At 34.5% G+C, this 23,411-nt stretch carries 28 protein-coding genes; 21 read left to right on the top strand and 7 right to left on the bottom strand.

What is annotated here, in order from left to right; genetic code table 11:
* Nucleotides 1-2: 2 nt before the first annotated feature.
* Nucleotides 3-635, bottom strand: a complete 633-nt coding sequence (locus ACHRV0_RS20100; RefSeq protein ID WP_395442218.1) for a DUF1287 domain-containing protein — start codon at nt 633-635, stop codon at nt 3-5.
* A 156-nt stretch (nt 636-791) separates the two neighbouring features.
* Here ACHRV0_RS20100 and radC point away from each other — a divergent pair, with 156 nt between their 5' ends.
* Genes radC through ACHRV0_RS20085 form a run of 3 tightly spaced genes read left to right on the top strand, consistent with a single transcriptional unit; the run spans nt 792 to nt 2,920 of the window.
* Complete coding sequence (radC, locus tag ACHRV0_RS20095; protein ID WP_129054155.1) at nt 792-1,481, top strand: DNA repair protein RadC; 690 nt, start codon at nt 792-794, stop codon at nt 1,479-1,481.
* A gap of 3 nt (nt 1,482-1,484) precedes the next feature.
* The gene (locus ACHRV0_RS20090) at nt 1,485-2,171 is read left to right on the top strand and encodes a YjjG family noncanonical pyrimidine nucleotidase (protein ID WP_395442216.1); all 687 of its coding nucleotides are present in this window, start codon (nt 1,485-1,487) and stop codon (nt 2,169-2,171) included.
* A 2-nt stretch (nt 2,172-2,173) separates the two neighbouring features.
* On the top strand, nt 2,174-2,920 hold the full coding sequence (locus ACHRV0_RS20085; RefSeq protein ID WP_395442215.1) for a hypothetical protein: 747 nt from the start codon (nt 2,174-2,176) through the stop codon (nt 2,918-2,920).
* Nucleotides 2,921-2,933: 13 nt separating this feature from the next.
* Here the strand turns inward: ACHRV0_RS20085 and ACHRV0_RS20080 are convergent, their stop codons facing one another.
* Nucleotides 2,934-4,211 carry a replication-associated recombination protein A gene (locus tag ACHRV0_RS20080; protein WP_129054148.1) on the bottom strand — a complete coding sequence of 426 codons (1,278 nt, stop codon included), beginning with the start codon at nt 4,209-4,211 and terminating at the stop codon, nt 2,934-2,936.
* Between the two features lie 159 nt (nt 4,212-4,370).
* Between ACHRV0_RS20080 and ACHRV0_RS20075 the strand changes: the two genes are divergently transcribed.
* Nucleotides 4,371-5,147, top strand: coding sequence for a rhomboid family intramembrane serine protease (locus ACHRV0_RS20075; RefSeq protein ID WP_395442214.1), 777 nt, complete (start codon nt 4,371-4,373; stop codon nt 5,145-5,147).
* Between the two features lie 52 nt (nt 5,148-5,199).
* On the top strand, nt 5,200-5,703 hold the full coding sequence (locus ACHRV0_RS20070; RefSeq protein WP_395442213.1) for a hypothetical protein: 504 nt from the start codon (nt 5,200-5,202) through the stop codon (nt 5,701-5,703).
* 2 nt (nt 5,704-5,705) lie between these two features.
* Here ACHRV0_RS20070 and ACHRV0_RS20065 read toward each other — a convergent pair whose 3' ends face one another.
* The 5 genes from ACHRV0_RS20065 to ACHRV0_RS20045 all read right to left on the bottom strand — a co-directional run bounded on the left by ACHRV0_RS20065 (nt 5,706) and on the right by ACHRV0_RS20045 (nt 13,985).
* On the bottom strand, nt 5,706-6,506 hold the full coding sequence (locus ACHRV0_RS20065) for a DUF2490 domain-containing protein (RefSeq protein ID WP_395442212.1): 801 nt from the start codon (nt 6,504-6,506) through the stop codon (nt 5,706-5,708).
* A gap of 41 nt (nt 6,507-6,547) precedes the next feature.
* A complete protein-coding gene (gene rlmB / locus ACHRV0_RS20060) occupies nt 6,548-7,282 on the bottom strand; it encodes a 23S rRNA (guanosine(2251)-2'-O)-methyltransferase RlmB (RefSeq protein ID WP_129023593.1) in 735 nt (244 codons plus the stop codon).
* Nucleotides 7,283-7,366: 84 nt separating this feature from the next.
* Entirely contained in the window at nt 7,367-8,761 is a 1,395-nt protein-coding gene (locus ACHRV0_RS20055) for a SusD/RagB family nutrient-binding outer membrane lipoprotein (protein WP_129023594.1), read from the bottom strand.
* A gap of 17 nt (nt 8,762-8,778) precedes the next feature.
* Entirely contained in the window at nt 8,779-11,844 is a 3,066-nt protein-coding gene (locus ACHRV0_RS20050) for a SusC/RagA family TonB-linked outer membrane protein (RefSeq protein ID WP_395442211.1), read from the bottom strand.
* Nucleotides 11,845-12,284: 440 nt separating this feature from the next.
* Entirely contained in the window at nt 12,285-13,985 is a 1,701-nt protein-coding gene (locus ACHRV0_RS20045) for a ShlB/FhaC/HecB family hemolysin secretion/activation protein (protein ID WP_395442210.1), read from the bottom strand.
* Nucleotides 13,986-14,167: 182 nt separating this feature from the next.
* Between ACHRV0_RS20045 and rpsL the strand changes: the two genes are divergently transcribed.
* The 16 genes from rpsL (at nt 14,168) to rplX (ending at nt 23,411) form a co-directional block, all read left to right on the top strand.
* The gene (gene rpsL, locus ACHRV0_RS20040; protein WP_007136570.1) at nt 14,168-14,551 is read left to right on the top strand and encodes a 30S ribosomal protein S12; all 384 of its coding nucleotides are present in this window, start codon (nt 14,168-14,170) and stop codon (nt 14,549-14,551) included.
* A gap of 24 nt (nt 14,552-14,575) precedes the next feature.
* Nucleotides 14,576-15,052: a 30S ribosomal protein S7 gene (gene rpsG / locus ACHRV0_RS20035; RefSeq protein ID WP_017495022.1), complete on the top strand. Its 477-nt coding sequence runs from the start codon at nt 14,576-14,578 to the stop codon at nt 15,050-15,052.
* A gap of 10 nt (nt 15,053-15,062) precedes the next feature.
* Nucleotides 15,063-17,219, top strand: coding sequence for an elongation factor G (fusA, locus tag ACHRV0_RS20030; RefSeq protein WP_089055328.1), 2,157 nt, complete (start codon nt 15,063-15,065; stop codon nt 17,217-17,219).
* A 10-nt stretch (nt 17,220-17,229) separates the two neighbouring features.
* Nucleotides 17,230-17,535 carry a 30S ribosomal protein S10 gene (gene rpsJ, locus ACHRV0_RS20025; protein WP_007803605.1) on the top strand — a complete coding sequence of 102 codons (306 nt, stop codon included), beginning with the start codon at nt 17,230-17,232 and terminating at the stop codon, nt 17,533-17,535.
* Nucleotides 17,536-17,939: 404 nt separating this feature from the next.
* Nucleotides 17,940-18,557, top strand: coding sequence for a 50S ribosomal protein L3 (gene rplC / locus ACHRV0_RS20020; RefSeq protein ID WP_057124294.1), 618 nt, complete (start codon nt 17,940-17,942; stop codon nt 18,555-18,557).
* Nucleotides 18,557-19,186, top strand: coding sequence for a 50S ribosomal protein L4 (gene rplD / locus ACHRV0_RS20015; protein WP_089055327.1), 630 nt, complete (start codon nt 18,557-18,559; stop codon nt 19,184-19,186). The genes rplC and rplD overlap by 1 nt, the downstream gene beginning before the upstream one ends.
* A gap of 7 nt (nt 19,187-19,193) precedes the next feature.
* Complete coding sequence (gene rplW, locus ACHRV0_RS20010; RefSeq protein WP_012022489.1) at nt 19,194-19,484, top strand: 50S ribosomal protein L23; 291 nt, start codon at nt 19,194-19,196, stop codon at nt 19,482-19,484.
* 9 nt (nt 19,485-19,493) lie between these two features.
* Nucleotides 19,494-20,318: a 50S ribosomal protein L2 gene (gene rplB / locus ACHRV0_RS20005; protein WP_035650459.1), complete on the top strand. Its 825-nt coding sequence runs from the start codon at nt 19,494-19,496 to the stop codon at nt 20,316-20,318.
* Between the two features lie 6 nt (nt 20,319-20,324).
* Entirely contained in the window at nt 20,325-20,603 is a 279-nt protein-coding gene (gene rpsS, locus ACHRV0_RS20000) for a 30S ribosomal protein S19 (RefSeq protein WP_008464288.1), read from the top strand.
* 6 nt (nt 20,604-20,609) lie between these two features.
* The gene (gene rplV / locus ACHRV0_RS19995; RefSeq protein ID WP_007803631.1) at nt 20,610-21,023 is read left to right on the top strand and encodes a 50S ribosomal protein L22; all 414 of its coding nucleotides are present in this window, start codon (nt 20,610-20,612) and stop codon (nt 21,021-21,023) included.
* A gap of 5 nt (nt 21,024-21,028) precedes the next feature.
* Complete coding sequence (gene rpsC, locus ACHRV0_RS19990; RefSeq protein WP_012022487.1) at nt 21,029-21,787, top strand: 30S ribosomal protein S3; 759 nt, start codon at nt 21,029-21,031, stop codon at nt 21,785-21,787.
* Nucleotides 21,788-21,806: 19 nt separating this feature from the next.
* Nucleotides 21,807-22,232: a 50S ribosomal protein L16 gene (rplP, locus tag ACHRV0_RS19985; RefSeq protein ID WP_017495016.1), complete on the top strand. Its 426-nt coding sequence runs from the start codon at nt 21,807-21,809 to the stop codon at nt 22,230-22,232.
* Between the two features lie 12 nt (nt 22,233-22,244).
* Nucleotides 22,245-22,436, top strand: coding sequence for a 50S ribosomal protein L29 (gene rpmC / locus ACHRV0_RS19980; protein ID WP_008464297.1), 192 nt, complete (start codon nt 22,245-22,247; stop codon nt 22,434-22,436).
* A gap of 17 nt (nt 22,437-22,453) precedes the next feature.
* Complete coding sequence (gene rpsQ / locus ACHRV0_RS19975; protein ID WP_007803646.1) at nt 22,454-22,714, top strand: 30S ribosomal protein S17; 261 nt, start codon at nt 22,454-22,456, stop codon at nt 22,712-22,714.
* A gap of 2 nt (nt 22,715-22,716) precedes the next feature.
* Complete coding sequence (gene rplN, locus ACHRV0_RS19970; protein WP_007803649.1) at nt 22,717-23,085, top strand: 50S ribosomal protein L14; 369 nt, start codon at nt 22,717-22,719, stop codon at nt 23,083-23,085.
* Nucleotides 23,086-23,096: 11 nt separating this feature from the next.
* The gene (gene rplX / locus ACHRV0_RS19965; protein ID WP_007803650.1) at nt 23,097-23,411 is read left to right on the top strand and encodes a 50S ribosomal protein L24; all 315 of its coding nucleotides are present in this window, start codon (nt 23,097-23,099) and stop codon (nt 23,409-23,411) included.

Below are 23,411 nucleotides of genomic sequence, written 5' to 3'. Positions count from 1 at the left end.
ATCTAATTTTCCAATTGAAATTTATAATGTCCTACAATTTTATATTCAAACAAACAATCTTCTAGAACTTGTCCGCCGCCAACGTTGTGAACGATTAAATTTCGTTCCCCGTCTTTTGATTTTTTATTGGTTATGATTCCAATATGCGGCAGCTTGTTATTGATCATCCATGTTACAATTTCTCCCGTTTTATAATCAGAGGGATTTTGAGTTACTGGCAATTTTATTCCTTTTCTTTCAAAAAACACTTCAAGGTTGGGTACTCTTCTATGATCAATATTAGTATCTGTTTTAGTCATTCCCCATCTTTTTAAATTGGGATATAGTTTAAAATTTTCAATCATATCTTCGTGCACTTCTTTCTGAAGGTCTATTCCTAATTTTCTATACGAACGTATTACCACATCAGTACAAACTCCTTTGTTTGCCGGGACATCTCCATTTGGATATTGAATAGCAAAATAGGCAGGATCGTAATCTATTGACGAATCAACGATAGATAGTGCAGCACTTGATAATCTTTGTTCGAAAGTTTTCGCTGTTTCTTGTGAATTTTCAGATGTTAATAGGCCTGTTTGCTTTTGGTTGCATGATAAAAAAACAAATAAGATTATGATGGTATAAAATGATTTCATTTTGAAAAAGTTGGTTTAAGTTAAAGCGATCTAAAAATAAGCAATAAATAAATAGAATAATTTTTTATGAATGATTTTTCTTATTTTTTAATATATTCGTCCTCCTGAAAAATTAGCTGATTTAGTTTTTCAGTTAATGATAAATAATGCTTTTTTATGAAATCAAATCATTTTCCTATTAAAGATTGGTCAGATGATGATAAGCCACGCGAAAAATTAATGCTGAAAGGGAAAGATGCTTTGAGTGATGCTGAGTTGTTGGCCATTTTAATTGGTTCTGGAAGTCGTAATGAATCGGCGGTTGCTTTGAGTAAACGTATTTTAGCGAGTGTTGACAATCTTAATTCATTAGGAAAGTTGGATATTTCTCAATTAATTAACTTTCGAGGTATTGGAGAGGCAAAAGCGATTACCATTATTGCAGCTTTAGAGTTAGGACGCAGGCGCAGGGCAGAGGATACTGTTGAGTTAAAAAAGATTACTTCAAGTAAAATTGCTTTCGAAATTATGCGGCCTATTATTGGAGAATTACCTCACGAGGAGTTTTGGGTACTTTTTCTGAATAATTCAAATAAAGTAATTTCTAAAACACAATTAAGTAAAGGCGGGATTTCCGGAACAATTGTCGATACTCGATTAGTTTTTAGACTGGCATTAGAAAATAGAGCTACCGGCTTGATTTTGTGTCATAATCATCCTTCGGGCAATCTGATCCCAAGTGATGCTGATAAAGATATAACGCGACGAATAAAAACTGCTGGAGCGATTTTAGATGTTAAAATTTTAGACCATTTGATTATTACTGAAACAAAATATTATAGTTTTGTAGATGAAGGAATATTTTAATTTATGAATACCACTATTACAGACATTTTTTTTGACTTAGACCATACGCTTTGGGATTTTGATAAAAACTCAGAAATGGCTTTTGACCGAATTTTTAGCGAGAAGTATTCTGAAGTTAGAGTCGAAGATTTTATTGAAAAATATGCTCCTATTAATCAGGCTTGTTGGAAATTATATCAAGAGGATAAAATTACACATCAAGAATTGCGTTATAATAGATTGAAGCTTTCTTTTGAAGCGCTAGATTATACAATTTCTGACGATAACATCAATCAGATTGCTAATGATTATATAGCATTTTTGCCAGATAATAATCATCTTTTTGATGGAACTATTGAGGTTCTAGAATATCTAAAACCAAAGTATAAGCTTCATATCATAACAAATGGTTTTGCAAACGTACAAGATAGAAAGATTAATAATGCGGCCTTAGGCGGTTATTTTGCTACCATTACAAATTCAGAATCAGCAGGTGTTAAAAAACCAAATAGTATTATCTTTGATTATGCAGTCAATTTGGCACAAACATCAAAGGAGAAAAGTATAATGATTGGTGATGATTTTGATGCTGATGTAAACGGTGCATTGAATGCTGGTCTAGATGCTATTTTTTTTAATGTTAAAAACATTGAAATACCTGAAAAATATAAACAAATTAATCATTTATTAGAACTTAAAAAATATTTATAATTATGAAATTAAAAGTTTTGTTGACTTTGCTTCTTTGTTCAGTCCTTGGATTTTCGCAATCGATTAACGATTATAAGGCTGTTATTATACCGCTTAAATATGATTTTATTAAAACAGATAATCAGTACAGATTAGCCACAATGACTAAAACGAATTTAGTTAAAGCGGGCTTTCAGGCTTTTTATGTAAACGAAGAAATTCCTGCAGGTTTTAGTGATAGATGCGATCTTTTGTATATTGATGTAAAAAGAGATAATGCATTTTTAGTAACTAAACTTTTTATTGAGTTTAAGGATTGTTACGGAAAAGTAATTTACACATCTGAAACAGGAAGAAGCAAAGAAAAAGACTATGAATTGGCATATAAGGAAAGTTTAGAAGATGCTTTTAAATCTGTTAATGCTTTGCACTATAAATATAGTGGTAAATCGGCAGCGCCTGTTTCTAATAAAGCACAAACAGTTATAGCGGCAACATCTTTAGTTCCTGCTGTGCAAATTGCTGCAACACCAACTGCAGATGTTTCTGATCCTAATTTATTGTACGCACAGCCAATGGAAAACGGATATCAGTTAATAGACAAAACTCCAAAAGTTGTTATGAAACTTTTAAAAACGTCACGCCCAGATTCGTTTATTGCAATTAAAAATGGTGTTCAAGGAAGTTTGAACGCAAAAGACAATCAATGGTATTTTGAATATTATCAAAACGACAAATTAGTTTCTGAAAAAGTTTCAGTAAAATTTTAAATAAATTGATGGTTTAATAACCATATTTATCTTTCCAACGGTTCTTTAAGAATTCACGGTTGCTATTCTCTCTTGAATTGTTTCCTGGATTATAAAGAACCGTTTGTTTTATGGCATCAGGCAAAAATTCTTGTTCAGCAAAGTTATTTGCATAATCGTGCGAATATTTATAATCGTCACCATAACCTAACTCTTTCATAAGTTTGGTTGGAGCATTTCGCAGATGAATAGGAACGGGTAAATCTCCTGTTTGTTTTACCAATTGCTGTGCGTTTCCTATTGCCATATAAGAGGCATTACTTTTTGGAGAAGTAGCGAGATAAATAGCACATTGACTAAGGATTATTCGACTTTCAGGATATCCAATAGTAGTTACAGCCTGAAAGGTGTTGTTTGCCATAATAAACGCCGTTGGATTTGCATTTCCAATGTCTTCACTTGATAGAATCAACATTCTGCGCGCAATAAATTTTACATCTTCACCACCTTCAATCATTCTTGCCAGCCAGTAAACAGCTCCATTAGGATCGCTTCCTCGAATTGATTTTATAAAGGCAGAAACAATATCATAATGTTGTTCTCCGCTTTTGTCATACAGAACTGTATTTTGTTGGACTAACTCAAACACGCGGTCATTTGTAATAACAACTTCTTCGGTGGCTGCGGCATTGATTACAAGTTCGAAAATGTTTAACAATTTTCGACCGTCACCACCAGAAAGACGTAGTAATGCTTCTGTTTCTTTTAGTACAATATTTTTTGACGCTAAGTATTTGTCACTTTTTAGTGCGCGGTGTAATAATGCTTCTAAATCTGATTTTGTAAAAGCATTAAGAATGTAAACTTGACAACGTGACAGTAATGCAGGTATAACTTCAAAACTTGGATTTTCGGTGGTCGCGCCAACCAAAGTAATCCAGCCTCTTTCAACAGCAGCTAAAAGGGAGTCTTGCTGAGATTTACTAAATCTATGAATCTCATCGATAAACAAAATGGGGTTTTTGGCTGTAAATAAGCCGCCGCTTTGCTTAGCTTTCTCAATTACATCACGAATGTCCTTTACTCCAGAATTAATAGCACTTAAGATGTAAAACGGGCGTTTTGATTCTTGAGCTATAATTTGTGCTAAGGTAGTTTTACCAGTTCCCGGCGGTCCCCATAAAATTAGAGAGGGAATTATTCCTTTAGAAATTTGTTGCGTTAATGAACCATTAGGTCCTACTAAGTGGCTCTGGCTAATGTAATCTTCTAGTTTCTGTGGGCGAATACGCTCGGCTAACGGTGCTTCCATTTTGTAAAATTACTATTTTCAAATGTATTTCTTATTATTTAGAGGTTCGGAACTTGGTAAGAAGTAAGTTTTAAGAAGTTTTTGCTGACTGACAAATTATCAGTAAATTGTAACTGGATAGTTTTTTGATGTAAATTATTAGACTATAATTTGACATAGATGAATGATAACCATTTTAAGTTTTCTAATGCTGTTATTGGCCTTCCAGTAATTTTTGTCCTCTTGTTGTGGATTGTTTATTGGGTTCAGATTAGATTTGATTTCGATTTTTATAAGAATGGAATTTATCCACGAGATTTTTATGGATTACAAGGCGTTTTCTTTAGTCCATTTATTCATGAAAATTTAGAGCATTTATACAATAATTCCATTCCTCTTTTGGTTTTGTTGGCCGCATTACAATATTTTTATCCTAAACAAACCATTCCTGTTATTGGTTATGGTATTTTGTTTTCGGGATTAATTACATGGATTATAGGTCGCGAAAATTTTCATATAGGTGCAAGCGGTTTAATTTATGTTTTGGTAAGTTTTATTTTCTTTAAAGGAATTCAAACAAAATATTATCGATTGGTTGCACTTTCATTGTCGGTGATTTTACTTTATGGAGGAATGATTTGGTATGTTTTTCCTGATGTTGATGCCAAGGTTTCTTGGGAAGGTCATTTGGCAGGTCTTTTAACGGGATTTGCACTCAGTTTATTTTATAAAACACCTGAATATTCGAAACCTATTGTTTATGAATGGCAGAAGCCCGATTTTAATCCTCTTGAAGATCCATTTATGAAACATTTTGATGAGAATGGAAATTTTGTAAATATTGAAAAGGATGAAGATGAGATGAATGAGGTTCAATCTTATTTTCATTCTGATATTAATGTGTATTATGTTATAACTAAATCGGAATCAGTAGATAATCAGGAAAAGGATAATTGATTTTCGTGGAAATTAGTTATTTTTGTTTTAGTGCATTTATTAATTTGAGGTTATGAGAAAAGTATTATTTGCTGTCTTGGTTTTGCTGTTTTGCAGTTCTAATTTTTATGCGCAGTGCGATGTTAAAAATAAGGTGCTGGCCGATGGATCTATGGTATATTATTTTGATCCGGCAGTTTTTTATACAACGAAGTCTAAATCTCTAAAAATTAATATTGTTACAGATAAAGAGAGTTATTTTGTGGCGCTTCAGCCAACTCCTTTTCCGTTAAAAAAAGAAGGAAAAAAAATTAAGGATGATCTAGTTATTCAGCTGGCGGATCATAAAGAGTATAAGTTGACTCATTTTGATACACAGTATTTAGAGAATGATTCTATTATGCAGGTTTTATATCTAATAGACAATAAAGATTTGGAGGCGTTTTCTAAATTTGAAGCCGTTGTAGCAACAATCAATATGAAGGGAACTGAATTTGTTCGAGATTATAATTTTAAACTTCATAAAGATGCAATCATGAAGCAGCTTGCTTGCTTTTTGAAAAAAGAGGAGAAGTGAGGTTAGTCTTCGTGTGGAGCCTCAGGCTTGTGTAAAATCTTTTTATTTATATTCTTTAGCAGGTTGTTGAACGTTAGGGTTAATGATACTGCATTTACAATTTGATTATTGTCATTTCTTGGCAGGTATTCATTAGCATAAGTTAGTTCAATTTGTGTATCTTCTGTAAATAGGTATCCTGCACCTATATTTAATCTGTTTCTGTCAAAGAAACTTTGCCCGGTTACTTTTGTGCCCGATTTGAAAAAAACTTCATCGGATGCAATTGCGTATATGACACCTTCGCGTAAAACTTTGCTGTTAATTGGTTTGATATATTTAATTTGCTGTCTGTATCGTAATACATTTTCAAAAGTATCATCTTGATTTTTCATATGACGAAGCTCAGTTCTTAAGCGTGTACTGAGAGTATAGCCTGTTTTATGAAAATAATAAATACCCTGTAGAGCAAATCTCCATTCAGGTGATTGAAATTGACCTATTTCTGGTACATCTTTGTTGTTATAATATGCAACGAATGAAGATAGTTTCCAGCGTGGCGAAAGGTAATAATGCGCCCATCCTCGAAGAGATCTTTGTGTGTTTTGGTCAAATATATTGGGAGAAGATTCTGTACTGCTATAACTCGTTCCGATGTTTAGTTCTGTAGACCATTTTTCACTGAGCGTTCTGTTAAATTGAACTTCGCCCCAAAATTGATTGTATTTTGTGGTTTGTCCATAGTTAATTGTTGCAGTTAGGAATACTGCAACAATTAAGCAGAGTTTGTTAAATATTATTTTATAAACAGGTTTTAAAGACATTCAATGTTGTATTAAGTTGCCACCCTATTTCAAAATTTTTTTTAGCTTCTTTGGCGAACGGCTTCATATAAAAAAGCACCGCAGGCAACAGATACATTTAGTGATCCTATTGATCCAAACATTGGTAATTTTGCTTTTTCATCAACAATCTTAAGCACAGATGGATTGATTCCTCTGTCTTCAGATCCCATGATAATCGCTACAGGCTCATTTAATGATATATCATAAATGTTTTGATCTGTTTTTTCGGTTGCCGCCACAGTTTTAATTCCTGACCCTTGAAGATAGAATATTGCATCTTTAATATGTTCTACTTTGCAGATAGGAACATTAAAAACAGCACCAGCTGATGTTTTAACAGTATCGCCATTTACGGGAGCAGAACCAGCTTTTTGTACTATAATTCCGTTTACACCAGTACATTCGGCTGTTCTAATAATAGCGCCAAAATTTCTGGCATCCGAGATTTGATCCAGTATTAAAAATAATGGTTTAGAACCCGAAGCAATTGTTGATTCTACAAGGTGTTCTATATCTATGAACCCAATAGGTGAAATAGTTGCTACAGCACCTTGGTGATTGTTTGGAGTTAGTCGGTTTAGTTTTTCAACAGGTACATAAGAAAAATTAATGTTAGCACGTTTCATTACCTTCATTAAGTCTTTCATTAATTCACCAGAAATATCTTTTTGTATAAATACTTTATCTACTTCCTGACCTGCTTGTATTGCTTCTATAATGGCTCTAATGCCAAATATTTGATGTTCTTTTTCCATAGGACAAATATAGGTATATTGTTTATATAAAAAAACCACTCTGAATGAACAGAGTGGTTTAGTGTATTTACTTGTTGAAATAAATTAGTCTTTATCCCACCATACCTTAGTTGTTACATTACTAACAACTGTTGCGTTTGGATTGTAATTTCTTTCGTCCGAAGGAGTTGGGAATCTTACAGGAATAGTTTTAGTATTTGATGATTGGTTTGGGACCAATGCAGGCAATCCTGTTCTTCTGTAATCATTATATGGCTCCATTGTTAAGAAAAGAGACAAGTACTTTTGCTGAATAATGTTTGCCAAAGTAACAGTTGTAGCTGCTGTAGCTAAGAATGCCGGTGTTGCTGGAGTTCCTGTAACTTTTAAAACAGATGCAGCAACAGCAGCTTCTAAAGCTGGTTGAGCATTTTGACCTAATCTAAATTTAGCTTCTGCTTCAATAAATTTAGCTTCTGCATAAGTTACCATTCCAACAGGTGAAGTGGCACTTGCGTAGGCAGATCCGATATATGAAGAATAAGTCGTTTCTAAATCTTCAGGTGCGTTACCTATATATGTTGGTACTGGCACCTCTGCTGAAGGAGTACTCAGGGCAATAGAAAATTTTAATCTTGGGTCAGTGGTATTTTTTAAAGAGTTAACAAAATAAGCTCCCGTTTTAAGATAGTTTTTACGGCTGTTATCAAAAGCATACCATTGATTTAGTGTGTTTGCAGTTGAAAAGAAAATTGCATTAGCGTCATCAGTATTTGCAGTCATTCCAGCAGCAGTAATGTAATCTAATGCTTTTTGGGCTGCACCTGTATCAACTTGCGTTAATCTTAATGCATATCTTGCTTTTAATACGTAAGCAACTTTAATCCATTTTGCGGTGTTTCCAGCAAAAATAAAATCGTCAGCTCCTGGTCTAGTTTCATTGCTAGCTGCAGGTTTTTTTAAGTTTACAATAGCTTCATCAAGTATTGTTTGTAATCTTTGATAGATTTCCTGCTGTGTATTGTATTTTGGAGCTCTGTTTCCTTCTTCGGCTCTAAAAGCTTCATCGTAAGGAACATCTCCCCAAACGTCTGTTGCGTATCCTAAGTTTAAGGCTGTTAATACTTGTCCAATACCATTATAGTAAGGGAATTTATCAGCAAAATCACGATTTAAAATGTGACCACTAATTAAAGTAGTTCCATAAACTGTGTTCCATTCGTTATTTACGTCTTGTTCTGTTAGAATATAACGTTGAATATCTCCTAATTGTCCAACGCTAGTACCAGCCAAGTGTTGGTCAAAAATATTCGAAGTTCTGATTAGACCACTTGTGTGTGTTGAAAATGTCGAAACTTCCATAGCAGACAACAATAAAGTTGGTGTGGTTGTTATAGGAGAGTTTGGGTTTTCATTAAAGGTGTCTAATTCTGTCTGGCAGCTGGTAAGTAAACTAGCACCAACAGCTGTAAGAATTATACTTTTTATATATTTTTTCATTTTTATTTGTTTTAAATTTAAAAGCCGACTTTAAGAGTCATGATAAATGACTTACTTCCTGGATTATTAAAGTAATCTAATCCGTTAATTCTTGAACCAGCACCAGTTAAACTTGTTTCAGGATCTACACCTTCATAATTTGTGTTTAACCATAAGTTTCTTCCGGTAAATGATATTTGAGCTGAGTTGATTGCTGTAAATCTTTTTACATCAAAGTCATAGCTTAAAGTCACATCACGTAATCTGATCCAGTTAACGTCTGTTACAGCTTCTTCAGCAGCTCCACCACCATCACCTAGGTATTTTTGGTAGTAGTTTTTAGCTGTAATTGCAATGTCATTTTTAGAGCCGTCAGCTTTAACACCATCAATTATGTATGTGCGCTCTCTGTCAGCAGATGCCTCAGAAACACCAAAGTTATGAAGTCTTGCCAAGGTACCGTTGTAAACAACTCCACCATGTCTAAAATCTAATAAACCTGATAATGTTACTCTTTTGTATGTGAAAGTGTTTCTTAGACCTCCCGTCCATTTCGGTGCAGAGTTTCCTAAGTTACCAGTTTCTCCATCGATAATTGCTAAACCATCACTTCCGATAAGTTTATTTCCGTTTGCATCACGTGCCCATCTAGTTCCGTAGAAGCTTCCTAATGGTTGACCTTTAACAGCATAATATCCAATTGATCCAAAAGCTGCTTCAATTTGAATATCATTTAAGCTTCCTGAAATATCAGTTACTTCATTTTCGTTTTTGGCCCAGTTTGCATTGATATTCCATTGGAAAGGATTGCTTTTGCTGAAAATATCATATCCTAATTCAACTTCTAATCCTTTGTTAACTAACTCGGCAGCATTTTGGTAAACTGATTGGAAACCGCTTGATGCTGGTAATGGTAAAGTGATTAATAAATCTTTAGATGTTTTGTAGTATGCGTTTACGTCAAATGATAAACGGTTGTTTAAGAATTTAGCACTTAAACCTAATTCATGACCTAATACTCTTTCAGGTTTTAAATCTTGGTTTCCTAAACTTCCAGCAACTGTCATTCCATTAATTCCATTGTAAGGGAAACTTAGACCATCTGTAAAACCGTCAGTCATAAATGGTTGGGTGTAAGTAGTAATTGTTCTGTATGGAGCAGGAGCGATACCTACTTCACCGTAGCCATAGGTTAGTTTTGCAAAACTAATTGCTTCTGGTAAATCAAAAGAACTTGTTAGGACCCATGATGCAGATGCTGCAGGAAAAATAGCGCTGTTAGCGTTCGTTCCATAAGTAGATGACCATTCTTGTCTAATAGATCCTGTTATGAAAAGTTGGTTTTTAATATCAAATTCTAATTGTCCAAAAACGGCTCTTGACATTATATTTTCGTCAGCGTTTGAAGCATATAATTGAGTAGCGTTTGATAAGTTGTAAAGACCTCTTACAGCAAGTTCTTTACCTCTTGAGAATACATCGGTATTTTGACTTGAACGTAAGTTAAGACCTGCTGTATAGTTGATTTTTAACCATTCAGTTTGTAATGGAAGTAAACCACTCGCGATGAAGTCAGCATAGTACTGTTTGTTGTTGATATTGTTAAATGCGACTTCTCCAATTCCTGCAAGGTTATCACCATTAGAGGAGATTGCGTAAATTTGTTTACGGTAATCAGAGTAAGCGTCAATACCACCTTTTGCAGTTAAAGATAACCATTCAGCTGGGGTGTAAGTTAAAAACATGTTTCCGAAAACACGGTTAACATCACTTGTTGCTGGGTTTTCGTTTACTGTGAAATATGGGTTATCATAAGATGCGAAATAGTTTTTGTTATTTCCTTCAGCATCCATGTAGTTTCTTAAGTCATAGTTTCCTACTGAACGCAATAAACTTAACATAACTCCAGAAACGTTACTACCGTTTTGAGCTAGGGTATTTGTAGTGTGGGTGTATTGTAAACTACCTCCAGTTTTCCATTTATCGCTAAGTTTTAAATCTCCTACAACTCTTAAGGTATTTCTTTTCAATCCTGTTTCAGGAATCATACCAGTTTGTGTAGTATTCCCGTAAGAAGCTCTGTATGTAGCTTTGTTGTCACCTCCGTAAAAAGAGATGTTGTTTGTGTAAGTTAATCCTTCTTGGAAGAAGTTTCCAACATTGTCATACATTGGTACACCTAAAGTTGATGCAGCAGGTCCCCAGCTTTGAGGTGTATTAGTTGGGATTGAAGTAGCAGTAGCGCTAGTTCCTTGTACATACTTTCCTTGTCTAGCTGGTAATTGACTTACTTTGTCAATTCCTAACGAAGTAGAAAAATCAATTCCTAAACCTCTTCCTGCTCTACCTTTTTTAGTTGTATAAAGGATTACACCATTACCAGCTCTTTCTCCGTATAACGCAGCAGCAGCAGGTCCTTTAAGTACAGATACGCTTTCTACGTCGTCAGGATTAATGTCTAATGCTCTATTAGAGTTGTTGATACCAGATAAATTGGCATTAAAAGGATTGTCTCCAGCTGCTGTTTGACTTGTAGTATTGTCAATTGGCACACCATCAACAACGATTAGAGGGTCAGAACTACGATTAATAGTGTTCACACCTCTAATAATAATTTTACTTGATGCTCCAGGAGTACCTCCCGTTCCAATAACTTGAACCCCAGCTGCTTTTCCAGCTAAAGCTTGAAGAACGTTTTGTTCACCTGACTTTGAGATTTCATCTGCACTTACTTTTGATACTGCGTATCCAAGTGTTTTTTCAGATCTTTTAATCCCTAATGCAGTTACAACTACACCTTCAAGTTCTACTGAATCATCTTTTAATTTTACATTAATAGAAGTTGAGGTTGCTGCTACTTCCTGAGATTTCATCCCGATGTAGCTAAATACCAAAACTTGGCTTGATGATACTTTGATAGAGAATTTACCATCAAAGTCTGTTTGTGTTCCTGTTTTGGTTCCTTTAACTAATACACTCACACCTGGTAAAGGCATTCCTGCATTGTCAGAAACTGTTCCAGAAACAGCTCTTTCTTGCGCAAAAGAAAGTTGCGCAACTAGTACTAATAAAAGCACTAAGAATCCATTGAACTTTAGTTTCATTTTTAAATATTTTGAATTAGTTCGACAAAAATCTTAATAATTTGTTAATCTACCTAATATAAGAAGCTTTTTTTTTAGTTAAATTATAATTTTGAGTAGGTATATTGTTGTTTTATTCGTAAAAACTGGTCTAAAATTATAAATCCGTATTTTTTTGTGTTAAAATTGAGAATAATTAAAAATATTGACAATGCGCGAAATGTTAAATTTATTCAAGAGGGCTTTTTAATTGTTTTTTTTATAACTTTTGTCTTAAAAAAGAGTTTGTTAGCCGTGTTGCTTTTTGTTAAAATTGTGATAATCGCTAGAAGGTTATGTGTTAAGTTATTTGTAATGCAATAAAAAAGAAGTGGTGTTCGGTGTTTAATATTGGTTGTTTCTTTTTTTTAATGTAAAATAATGGTTAAGTTTTTTGTTGGTTTTTGATGTAGTGGTGACTCTTAAAATTTGACGTTGTAGTTTATGTTTAGGATGCTGTTGTATGGTTTGATTTCGGTTTTGTTTGTGCTTCCGTTTGCTATTGTGATTTTTAGAAGTCCGTTTTTTGTTAGAAGTCCTAGTCCGAGACCGGCAGAAAATAATGTGTTGATTTTTTTTGGACTTGCTGGGTTGGTTTGGTCTTGGTATAGGCCGTAGTCGAGTATACTGTGTATGTATAAGTTTTGGCTTGTGAGAAATCGGTATTCTGTCAGTAGTAAATTGATGTTGTTGCCTTGAAGGCTGTTTTCTGCAAATCCTCGAATTGATTTAAGTCCGCCAAATCGGAATAGCTCGTTTGTTATGTAGTTTTTGCTTTTTAGATACTGACTTTGAAGGTTAGTGAAAAAAAAGTTTTTTTTGTTAATTTCAAAGTTGTAAGATAGGTTTAAGTTAAGGAGTAGTTGTGGGGTTGTTTTTGTTGATAATGTTGAGTTGGAAGTGTTTCTTTTTCCAAAGCCAATTGTGGAGTAGATGTTTGCTTTTTTGTAAAAAAGATCGTTGCTGTCGTTGTTTTCTGTGTAGTCGAAGGTTAGTGTTGTGAAGGAATTTTTATAGTCACTAATAGTTGAGTCGTTTGTGTTTTGGATGTTACTTGATTCTGTTGCTTGATAGCCTAGATAGATTTTGGAATTGTATTTTAAATAATAACCAAGATCAATCGATGTTTTGGTGTTTTGAAAAGTGCTGTCTTGTTTAAATATGTTTAATTGTGCTTTTATTCCAAGAGGACTTTGAAAGATGTATGGAATTTCGATTTTTGTATTAAAAGATTGTTGTTGGTTGCCATCGCTTTTCCAGTACAGTGAAAATTGTTCGCCTGAGTGTAATGTGTTTAATAAGGTGATGTCAAGATATCCGTTGAGTCTTATTTTTTTGTTTTCTTCATTAGAGAAGCCTATATAGCCGTCAAAAGTGTTTGCTTTTCTTTTTTCTATGTACGAGTAGATCTTTGTAGAATCATTTGTGAAAAGAATTTCGGGATATTTGGTTTGATTAAGAAATTCGTAATTGTTAATATCTGTGTAGAGTTCTTTTAATGTTTCTTGGTTAAAGGTTTTGTGTGTGTATTTTTTGTTTAGCTGTTTTAGGTGTCCTTTCGGGAAATAATCTGTTTTAGTTGTGTTTTGATATTTTATAATGATGGAGTTTATGACGCGTTTTTTTTCTGATTCGAATTTTAAGTCAGAATATATTATTTGATTTTTTCTGCGAATATTTTCAAGTTTAAGTTTGCTTAGTGCGTAACCCTGTTTTTCTGCATCAACTGTTATTTTGCTTAAATAGTTTTCTATTTCATTATATGGAATGATTATGTTGTCATTTTTTTTTGTTTCTAAATTGAAAATGGAATTAATCGATTTTATGTTTAAGTGTATGCTGGTAATTTGTTTTTTTAAGATTATTAAAGTGTTATAAGTGCTGTCGTTTGTTTTGGTGGTAGTTGTTGCTTGGTTGTCTATGTATCCCTTTCTTGATAGCTTTTGTGATGTGATTTTTATTTCGTCAAGAAGGAATTTTGTGTTTTTATGGGTTTTTGAATAATTTGTTGAGTCTATAACTTGGGTTTCGGCAGGATTTAATCCATTAATGGTTAAGTGAAAGTTTTGTGCATAACAAGAAAAACTTAGGCTGAAGAAAAATATAAGTATAAATTGTTTCAAGTGTAGTTTTGTGTTGATTAAATGCGATGCAAATATCTATTGTTTGCTCGTAAAAACATAGTGATAAATAATGTTGTTGAAAATTAATGAATTAACGTTTGTATAGTGAAAAATATTTTATACATTTGCAACCCCGTAAAAAGCGGGAATTTAATATACATAAATAATTTTTAGTATTAATTATGCCAACAATTCAACAATTAGTAAGAACAGGAAGAACTCAGATAACTAAGAAGAGTAAATCGGTTGCTTTAGATTCTTGTCCTCAAAGAAGAGGGGTTTGTACGCGTGTTTACACTACTACACCAAAAAAACCAAACTCTGCAATGCGTAAAGTTGCGCGTGTACGTTTGACAAATGGTAATGAGGTGAATGCTTACATTCCTGGAGAAGGACACAATCTGCAAGAGCACTCGATAGTATTAGTTAGAGGCGGAAGGGTAAAAGATTTACCAGGTGTTAGATATCATATCGTTCGTGGAGCGCTTGACACGTCAGGAGTTGCAGGAAGAACGCAAAGAAGATCTAAGTACGGTGCTAAACGCCCAAAAGAAGCAAAAAAGTAATTTAAAAACTTTTAAGAAAAAGACATGAGAAAAAGAGCGGCAAAGAAAAGACCACTTTTACCAGATCCGAGGTTTAACGACCAATTAGTAACGCGTTTTGTGAACAACTTAATGTGGGATGGTAAGAAATCTACAGCTTTTAAAGTATTTTATGATGCAATTGATATCATTGAATCTAAAAAGCAAAATGATGAGAAAACTTCATTAGAGATCTGGAAAGATGCTTTAACAAATGTTATGCCTCACGTAGAAGTACGTAGTCGTAGAGTTGGTGGGGCTACATTCCAAATTCCAATGCAGATTCGTCCAGATAGAAAAATTTCTATGGCAATGAAGTGGTTAATACTTTATTCTAGAAGAAGAAATGAAAAATCTATGGCACAACGTTTAGCGTCAGAATGTTTAGCTGCTGCTAAAGAAGAAGGTGCTGCGGTTAAGAAAAGAATGGATACTCACAAAATGGCAGAGGCTAACAAAGCATTCTCTCACTTTAGATTTTAATTCGTAAGAAATGGCTAGAGATTTAAAATATACAAGAAATATTGGGATTGCTGCTCATATTGATGCTGGTAAAACAACAACAACAGAGCGTATTCTTTTTTATACTGGAAAGTCACACAAACTTGGTGAGGTGCACGATGGTGCAGCGACAATGGACTGGATGGCACAAGAGCAAGAAAGAGGTATTACAATTACTTCTGCAGCTACAACTTGTACTTGGAATTTTCCAACTGAGCAAGGTAAAGTTCTTCCAGAATCATTACCATACCACTTTAATATTATTGATACTCCTGGACACGTTGACTTTACTGTAGAAGTAAACCGTTCTTTACGTGTATTAGATGGTTTAGTTTTCTTGTTTAGTGCTGTTGATGGTGTTGAGCCTCAATCAGAAACAAACTGGAGACTTGCTGATCAATATAGAGTTCCTCGTATGGGATTCGTAAATAAAATGGACCGTCAAGGTGCTAACTTTTTGGCAGTTTGCGGACAGGTAAAAGATATGTTGAAATCGAATGCGGTTGCAATTACTTTGCCTATTGGTGATGAGGCTGATTTTAAAGGTATCGTTGACTTAGTTAAAAATCAAGCTATTGTATGGCATGATGAAACTCAAGGAGCTACTTTTGATATCGTTGACATTCCTGCAGATATGATTGATGATGTGAAGCATTATCGTTCAATTCTTATCGAAGAGATTGCTACTTATGATGAGAATCTTTTGGATAAATATATGGAAGATGAAAACTCTATTACAGAGGAAGAAATCAACAATGCATTAAGAGCTGCTACTATTGATATGGCAATTATTCCAATGCTTGCTGGTTCATCTTTCAAAAACAAAGGTGTTCAGTTTATGTTGGATGCAGTTTGTAAGTATTTACCATCTCCATTAGATAAAGAAGGTATTGAAGGGATTCACCCTGATGATGCTGATTTATTAGAAGAAGATCAGACTAAAATCTTGCGTAAGCCAGATGTTAAGGAGCCGTTCGCTGCTTTAGCATTTAAAATTGCTACTGACCCATTCGTTGGTCGTTTAGCTTTTTTCCGTGCTTACTCTGGACGTTTAGATGCTGGTTCTTACGTTTTAAATACTCGTTCTGGTAATAAAGAAAGAATTTCTCGTATTTACCAAATGCACGCTAATAAACAAAATCCAATCGAATTTATTGAGGCTGGAGATATTGGTGCTGCTGTTGGATTTAAAGATATTAAAACAGGAGATACTCTTTGTGATGAAAAGAATCCAATTATCTTGGAATCTATGAAATTCCCTGATCCTGTAATTGGTATTGCTATCGAGCCAAAAACAAAAGCTGACGTTGATAAAATGGGTATGGCTTTAGCTAAATTAGCTGAAGAAGATCCTACATTTACAGTTAGAACTGATGAGGCTTCTGGTCAAACTATTATCTCGGGTATGGGTGAGCTTCACTTAGATATCTTAGTAGATCGTATGAAACGTGAATTTAAAGTTGAAGTGAACCAAGGTGAGCCTCAAGTTGAGTATAAAGAAGCATTTACAAGATCTGCAACACATAGAGAGACTTACAAGAAACAATCTGGAGGTCGTGGTAAATTCGGTGATATCGTATTTACAATCGAGCCTGCTGATGAAGTTGATGGTAAAGTTCCAGTTGGATTACAATTTATCAATGCTGTAAAAGGTGGTAACGTTCCTAAAGAATATATCCCTGCTGTTGAAAAAGGATTTAGAGAAGCTATGAAAACTGGTCCGTTGGCAGGTTATGCTGTGGATAGTTTAAAAGTTACTTTAACTGATGGATCTTTCCACCCTGTGGATTCTGATGCATTATCTTTTGAATTAGCTGCAAGAATGGGTTATAAAGAGTCAGGACGTGCTGCTGGAGCTGTTATTCTTGAGCCAATCATGAAAATCGAGGTTATTACTCCAGAAGAAAACATGGGTGATATCGTAGGTGACTTGAACCGTCGTAGGGGTCAGGTTAATGATATGGGTGATAGAAATGGTGCTAAAACTATTAAGGCTGATGTGCCTTTGTCAGAAATGTTTGGATACGTAACTACGTTAAGAACTTTATCTTCTGGTAGAGCTACTTCAACAATGGAGTTTTCTCACTATGCAGAAACACCTTCTAATATTTCAGAAGAGGTAATCAAAAAAGCAAAAGGTAACGCTTAATTTTAAGAAAATGAGTCAAAAAATCAGAATAAAACTAAAATCTTACGATCACATGTTGGTAGATAAATCTGCTGAAAAGATCGTAAAAACAGTAAAAACTACTGGAGCAGTTGTAACAGGTCCAATTCCGTTGCCAACTCACAAAAAACTTTTCACTGTGTTGCGTTCTCCGCACGTTAACAAAAAAGCGAGAGAACAATTTGAAGTAATGTCATACAAGAGATTGATTGATATTTATTCATCTTCATCTAAAACTATTGATGCTTTAATGAAACTTGAATTGCCAAGTGGTGTTGAAGTGGAAATAAAAGTATAATTTTTATTATATTTTATATATAAAAAGCGAGACAGAAATGTCTCGCTTTTTTTGTTGTCCTTCTTTTGGTTTTGGTGTTAAATTTTTGTTGCTTTCGGTTTATGTAAATGTTGTGTTTTTTGCTGAAAGGTCTTTCGTTTAGGTACTTGCCGAAGTTTTTCTTTTAATTTTAAGCGCTGTTTTTGTTGATAACTTTATTTTGTTTTTGTGTTTTGTGATTTATTCTTTGGTGGAATTTAAGATCTATTATTTGTGAGTTAAGCTCTTGGATTTTGATAATGAGCGATTTAATTTTTCTAACTGTTTGGTATATTCAATTTTAATGTCTACTTTTGCACTCCCTGTTTGGAAATTTCTGTTATTTTCAAATTGAAGGGAATTTTAGTAATTAATAATTAATATTTATGTCTGGGTTAATTGGTAAGAAAATCGGCATGACTAGTATTTTCGACGAAAACGGGAAAAACATTCCTTGTACAGTAATCGAAGCTGGTCCATGTGTTGTTACCCAAGTCAGAACCAAAGGTGTTGACGGGTACGAAGCGTTGCAACTAGGTTTCGATGACAAAAACGAGAAACATTCTACTAAAGCTGCTTTAGGGCACTTTAAAAAAGCTGGAACTGTTGCTAAGAAAAAAGTCGTTGAATTCCAAGATTTTGCAACTGAACAAAAATTAGGAGATCTTATTGATGTTTCTATTTTTGAAGAAGGAGAATTTGTAGATGTACAAGGTGTGTCTAAAGGTAAAGGTTTCCAAGGTGTTGTTAAACGTCACGGTTTTGGTGGTGTTGGGCAAGCTACTCATGGTCAGCACAACCGTTTAAGAGCGCCAGGTTCTGTGGGAGCTTCTTCTTATCCATCTAGAGTATTCAAAGGAATGCGTATGGCTGGAAGAATGGGAGGAGATAATGTAAAAGTTCAAAACCTTAGAGTTTTAAAAGTAGTTGCTGAAAAGAATCTACTTGTTGTTAAAGGGTGTATTCCTGGTCACAAAAACTCTTATGTAATCATTCAGAAGTAATGGAAGTAAAAGTATTAGATTTCAACGGAAAAGATACTGGTAGAAAAGTTCAACTTTCTGATTCAGTATTCGCAATTGAACCAAACAATCACGCTGTATATCTTGATGTTAAGCAATATCTTGCTAATCAAAGACAAGGTACTCACAAGGCTAAAGAAAGAGCTGAAGTAACTGGTAGTACACGTAAGATTAAAAAACAAAAAGGAACTGGTACTGCTCGTGCAGGAAGTATCAAAAATCCATTGTTTAAAGGTGGTGGAACAATTTTCGGACCAAGACCAAGAAGTTATTCATTTAAATTGAATAAAGGCTTAAAAAGATTGGCAAGAAAATCGGCTTTCTCAATCAAAGCAAAAGAGTCGAATATTATCGTTCTTGAAGACTTTAATTTTGAAGCGCCAAACACTAAAAATTTCATTAACGTTTTGAAAGCTTTAGGGTTAGAAAATAAAAAATCTCTATTTGTGTTGGGAGAGTCAAATAAAAATGTATATTTGTCGTCACGCAATTTAAAGGCTTCTAATGTCGTAACTAGCTCAGAATTAAGCACTTACGCAATATTAAACACTAATAATTTGGTGCTTTTAGAAGGTTCTTTGGAGTTAATTGAAGAAAATTTAAGTAAATAATAGGAGTATGAGTATCATAATTAGACCTATAGTAACTGAAAAAGTAACCAAAGAAAGTGAAGTTCTAAACCGCTTCGGATTCGTTGTTGACAAAAAAGCAAACAAAGTTCAGATTAAGAAAGCTGTTGAAGCTGCTTATGGAGTAACTATCGTTTCTGTTAACACAATGAATGTGAGGCCAGATAGATCTACTAAATACACTAAAAGTGGTTTAATCAGTGGAAAGACAAATGCAATTAAAAAAGCAATTGTTCAAGTACAAGAAGGAGAAACAATTGATTTTTACAACAATATCTAAGATAGAAAAATGTCAGTAAGAAAATTAAAACCTATTACCCCAGGTCAGCGATTTAGAGTTGTGAATGGTTATGACGCCATTACAACTGATAAGCCGGAACGCTCTTTGATAGCGCCGATAAAAAACTCTGGAGGTAGAAATAGTCAAGGAAAGATGACCATGCGTTATACGGGTGGTGGTCACAAGCAGAGATATCGTATTATTGATTTCAAAAGAACTAAAGACGGAATTCCGGCTACAGTGAAATCAATTGAATACGATCCAAATCGTACTGCATTTATCGCTTTATTAGCTTATGCTGATGGTGAGAAAACTTATGTTATTGCTCAAAACGGATTGAAAGTTGGTCAGAAATTAGTTTCTGGTCCAGAATCTCAACCTGAAATTGGTAATACATTACCTTTAAGCAGAATTCCTCTTGGAACTGTTATATCTTGTATTGAGTTACGTCCAGGACAAGGAGCGGTTATTGCTCGTTCAGCTGGAACTTTTGCTCAGTTAATGGCAAGAGACGGGAAATACGCGACAATTAAAATGCCATCTGGTGAGACAAGATTGATCTTGTTAACTTGTTCGGCTACAATTGGAGCTGTTTCTAATTCTGATCACCAATTAGTTGTGTCTGGAAAAGCAGGTAGAACAAGATGGTTAGGAAGAAGACCTAGAACTAGACCAGTAGCGATGAACCCAGTTGATCACCCTATGGGAGGTGGTGAAGGACGTTCTTCTGGAGGGCACCCACGTTCAAGAAACGGATTGCCAGCTAAAGGTTACAGAACTCGTTCTAAGAAAAACCCGAGTAACAAGTATATCGTAGAACGTAGAAAGAAATAATAAGATATGGCACGTTCATTAAAAAAAGGACCTTTCGTTCATTATAAATTAGACAAGAAAGTTCAAGAAAACGTAGAAAGTGGTAAAAATGCAGTTGTTAAGACTTGGTCTAGAGCTTCAATGATTACTCCAGATTTCGTTGGACAAACTATCGCAGTTCATAACGGTCGTCAATTTGTACCAGTTTACGTAACAGAAAACATGGTAGGTCACAAATTAGGAGAGTTTTCACCAACTAGATCTTTTAGAGGTCATGCTGGAGCAAAAAATAAAGGTAAAAAATAAGAAGCAATGGGAGTTCGTAAAAGAGAAACAGCAGATGCGAGAAAAGAGGCTAATAAGTCTATTGCTTTCGCAAAATTGAATAACTGCCCTACTTCACCTAGAAAAATGCGCTTAGTAGCGGACTTGGTAAGAGGTCAGAAGGTAGAAAGAGCACTTAACATTTTAAGATTCAGTTCTAAAGAAGCTTCAAGAAAATTAGAAAAACTATTATTATCTGCAATCAACAACTGGGAGCAAAAAAATAGTGAAGGTAATTTAGAAGAAGCTGGTTTATTTGTTAAAGAGATCAGAGTAGATGGTGGAATGATGTTAAAAAGACTTCGTCCAGCTCCACAAGGTCGTGCACACAGAATCAGAAAACGTTCTAATCACGTAACAATCGTGCTTGGAGCTATCAATAACACACAAAGCAATTCTTAAGCAGCATGGGACAAAAGACAAATCCAATTGGAAATAGACTTGGTATCATCAGAGGGTGGGACTCAAACTGGTATGGTGGAAATGATTACGGTGATAAATTAGCCGAAGATCACAAAATCAGAAAGTATATCCACGCTCGTTTATCAAAAGCTAGTGTATCAAAAGTAATCATCGAGAGAACTTTGAAACTTGTAACCGTTACTATCACTACTGCTAGACCTGGTATCATTATCGGAAAAGGTGGACAAGAGGTAGACAAGTTAAAAGAAGAACTTAAGAAAGTTACTGACAAAGAGGTTCAAATCAACATCTTTGAAATTAAAAGACCTGAGTTAGATGCTTATCTTGTGGCGACTAGCATCGCTCGTCAAATCGAAAGCCGTATCTCTTACAGACGTGCAATTAAGATGGCTATTGCAGCTTCTATGCGTATGAATGCTGAGGGTATCAAAGTTTTGATTTCTGGTCGTTTGAATGGAGCTGAAATGGCGCGTTCAGAAGGTTTCAAAGAAGGTAGAATTCCTCTATCAACTTTCAGAGCTGATATTGATTATGCTTTGGCTGAAGCTCACACTACTTATGGTAGAATGGGTATCAAAGTATGGATCATGAAAGGTGAAGTTTATGGAAAGAGAGATCTTTCTCCACTTGCTGGAATGGATAAAAAACAATCTGGTACTGGCGGTGGTAAAGGTGGAGATGCCCCTAGAGGTAAATCTAACTTTAATAAAGGTGGAAAACCAGACGCTCGTAAAAGAAAGTAAATTTTTAAACTAAAGAAAAATGTTACAGCCTAAAAGAACAAAATACCGTAAGGTACAAAAAGGTAAAATGAAAGGTAACTCTCAAAGAGGGCATGAACTTTCTAATGGAATGTTTGGTATTAAATCTGTACATGAAGATGGAATGTTCTTAACTTCTCGTCAAATCGAAGCTGCGCGTATTGCCGCAACTCGTTACATGAAGAGAGAAGGACAATTATGGATTAAAATATTTCCAGACAAACCTATCACTAAGAAACCTCTTGAAGTACGTATGGGTAAAGGTAAAGGAGCAGTTGAGTATTGGGCTGCTGTTGTTAAACCAGGAAGAATTATGTTTGAAGTTGGAGGAGTTCCATTGTCAGTTGCAAAAGAGGCTTTACGTCTTGCAGCTCAAAAACTTCCAGTAAAAACTAAGTTCGTCGTTGCTAGAGATTTCGAAGCATAATTAATATTTATTATGAAACAATCAGAAATAAAAGATCTTTCTGCAGCGGAGTTGCAAGAAAAACTTAGTCAAACTAAGAAAGTATATGCTGACCTAAAAATGGCTCACGCTATTTCTCCAATTGCTAACCCACTTCAAATTAGAAGCGTTAGAAGAACAGTTGCAAGATTGGCTACAGAGTTAACTAAAAGAGAGTTACAATAATTGTATTCTGCTGAAAGATGGAAGAAAAAAGAAATTTAAGAAAAGAAAGAATAGGTGTTGTTACTTCAAATAAAATGGATAAATCTATTGTTATTGCTGAAGTAAGAAAAGTAAAACACCCATTATACGGTAAGTTCGTGTTGAAAACTAAGAAATATGTTGCACACGACGAAACAAACGACTGTAACATTGGAGATACTGTAAGAATTAGCGAAACGCGTCCTTTAAGTAAAACAAAATGTTGGAGATTAGTTGAAATCTTAGAAAGAGCTAAATAATTATGGTACAACAGGAATCAAGACTAAAAGTAGCAGATAACACGGGAGCAAAAGAAGTTTTAACTATCCGTGTTTTAGGAGGTACCAAAAGAAGGTATGCCTCTGTTGGTGACAAGATTGTAGTATCTATTAAAGATGCAACTCCAAACGGTAACGTGAAAAAAGGAGCTGTTTCAACTGCAGTTGTTGTGCGTACCAAAAAAGAAGTGAGAAGAGCTGATGGTTCTTATATCCGTTTCGATGACAATGCATGTGTTCTTTTGAACGCTGCAGGGGAAATGAGAGGAACTCGTGTTTTTGGTCCGGTAGCAAGAGAACTTCGTGAAAAACAATTCATGAAAATTGTATCATTAGCACCAGAAGTGCTTTAATTCGTTTTAAGATGATAAAGCTAAAAATAAAATCAGGAGATATCGTAAGAGTTATTGCTGGAGACCATAAAGGTGCTGAAGGTAAAGTTTTACGTGTTTACCGTGAGAAAAATAAAGCGATAGTTGAAGGTGTAAACATGGTTTCGAAACATACAAAACCAAGTGCTAAAAACCCTCAAGGTGGTATCGTTAAGAAAGAAGCTTCTATTCAAATTTCTAACATTTCTCTAATTGATCCTAAAACTAAGGAAACAACTAGAGTAGGTATTAGAGTAGAAGGAGATAAGAAAGTAAGATTTTCAAAAAAATCTAATCAAGTACTATAG

This window comes from Flavobacterium sp. FlaQc-30 (assembly GCF_044005885.1).
GTDB lineage: Bacteria > Bacteroidota > Bacteroidia > Flavobacteriales > Flavobacteriaceae > Flavobacterium.
The sequence above is the reverse complement of the archived record's forward strand: the minus strand, read 5'-3'. Positions and strand labels throughout refer to the sequence as shown.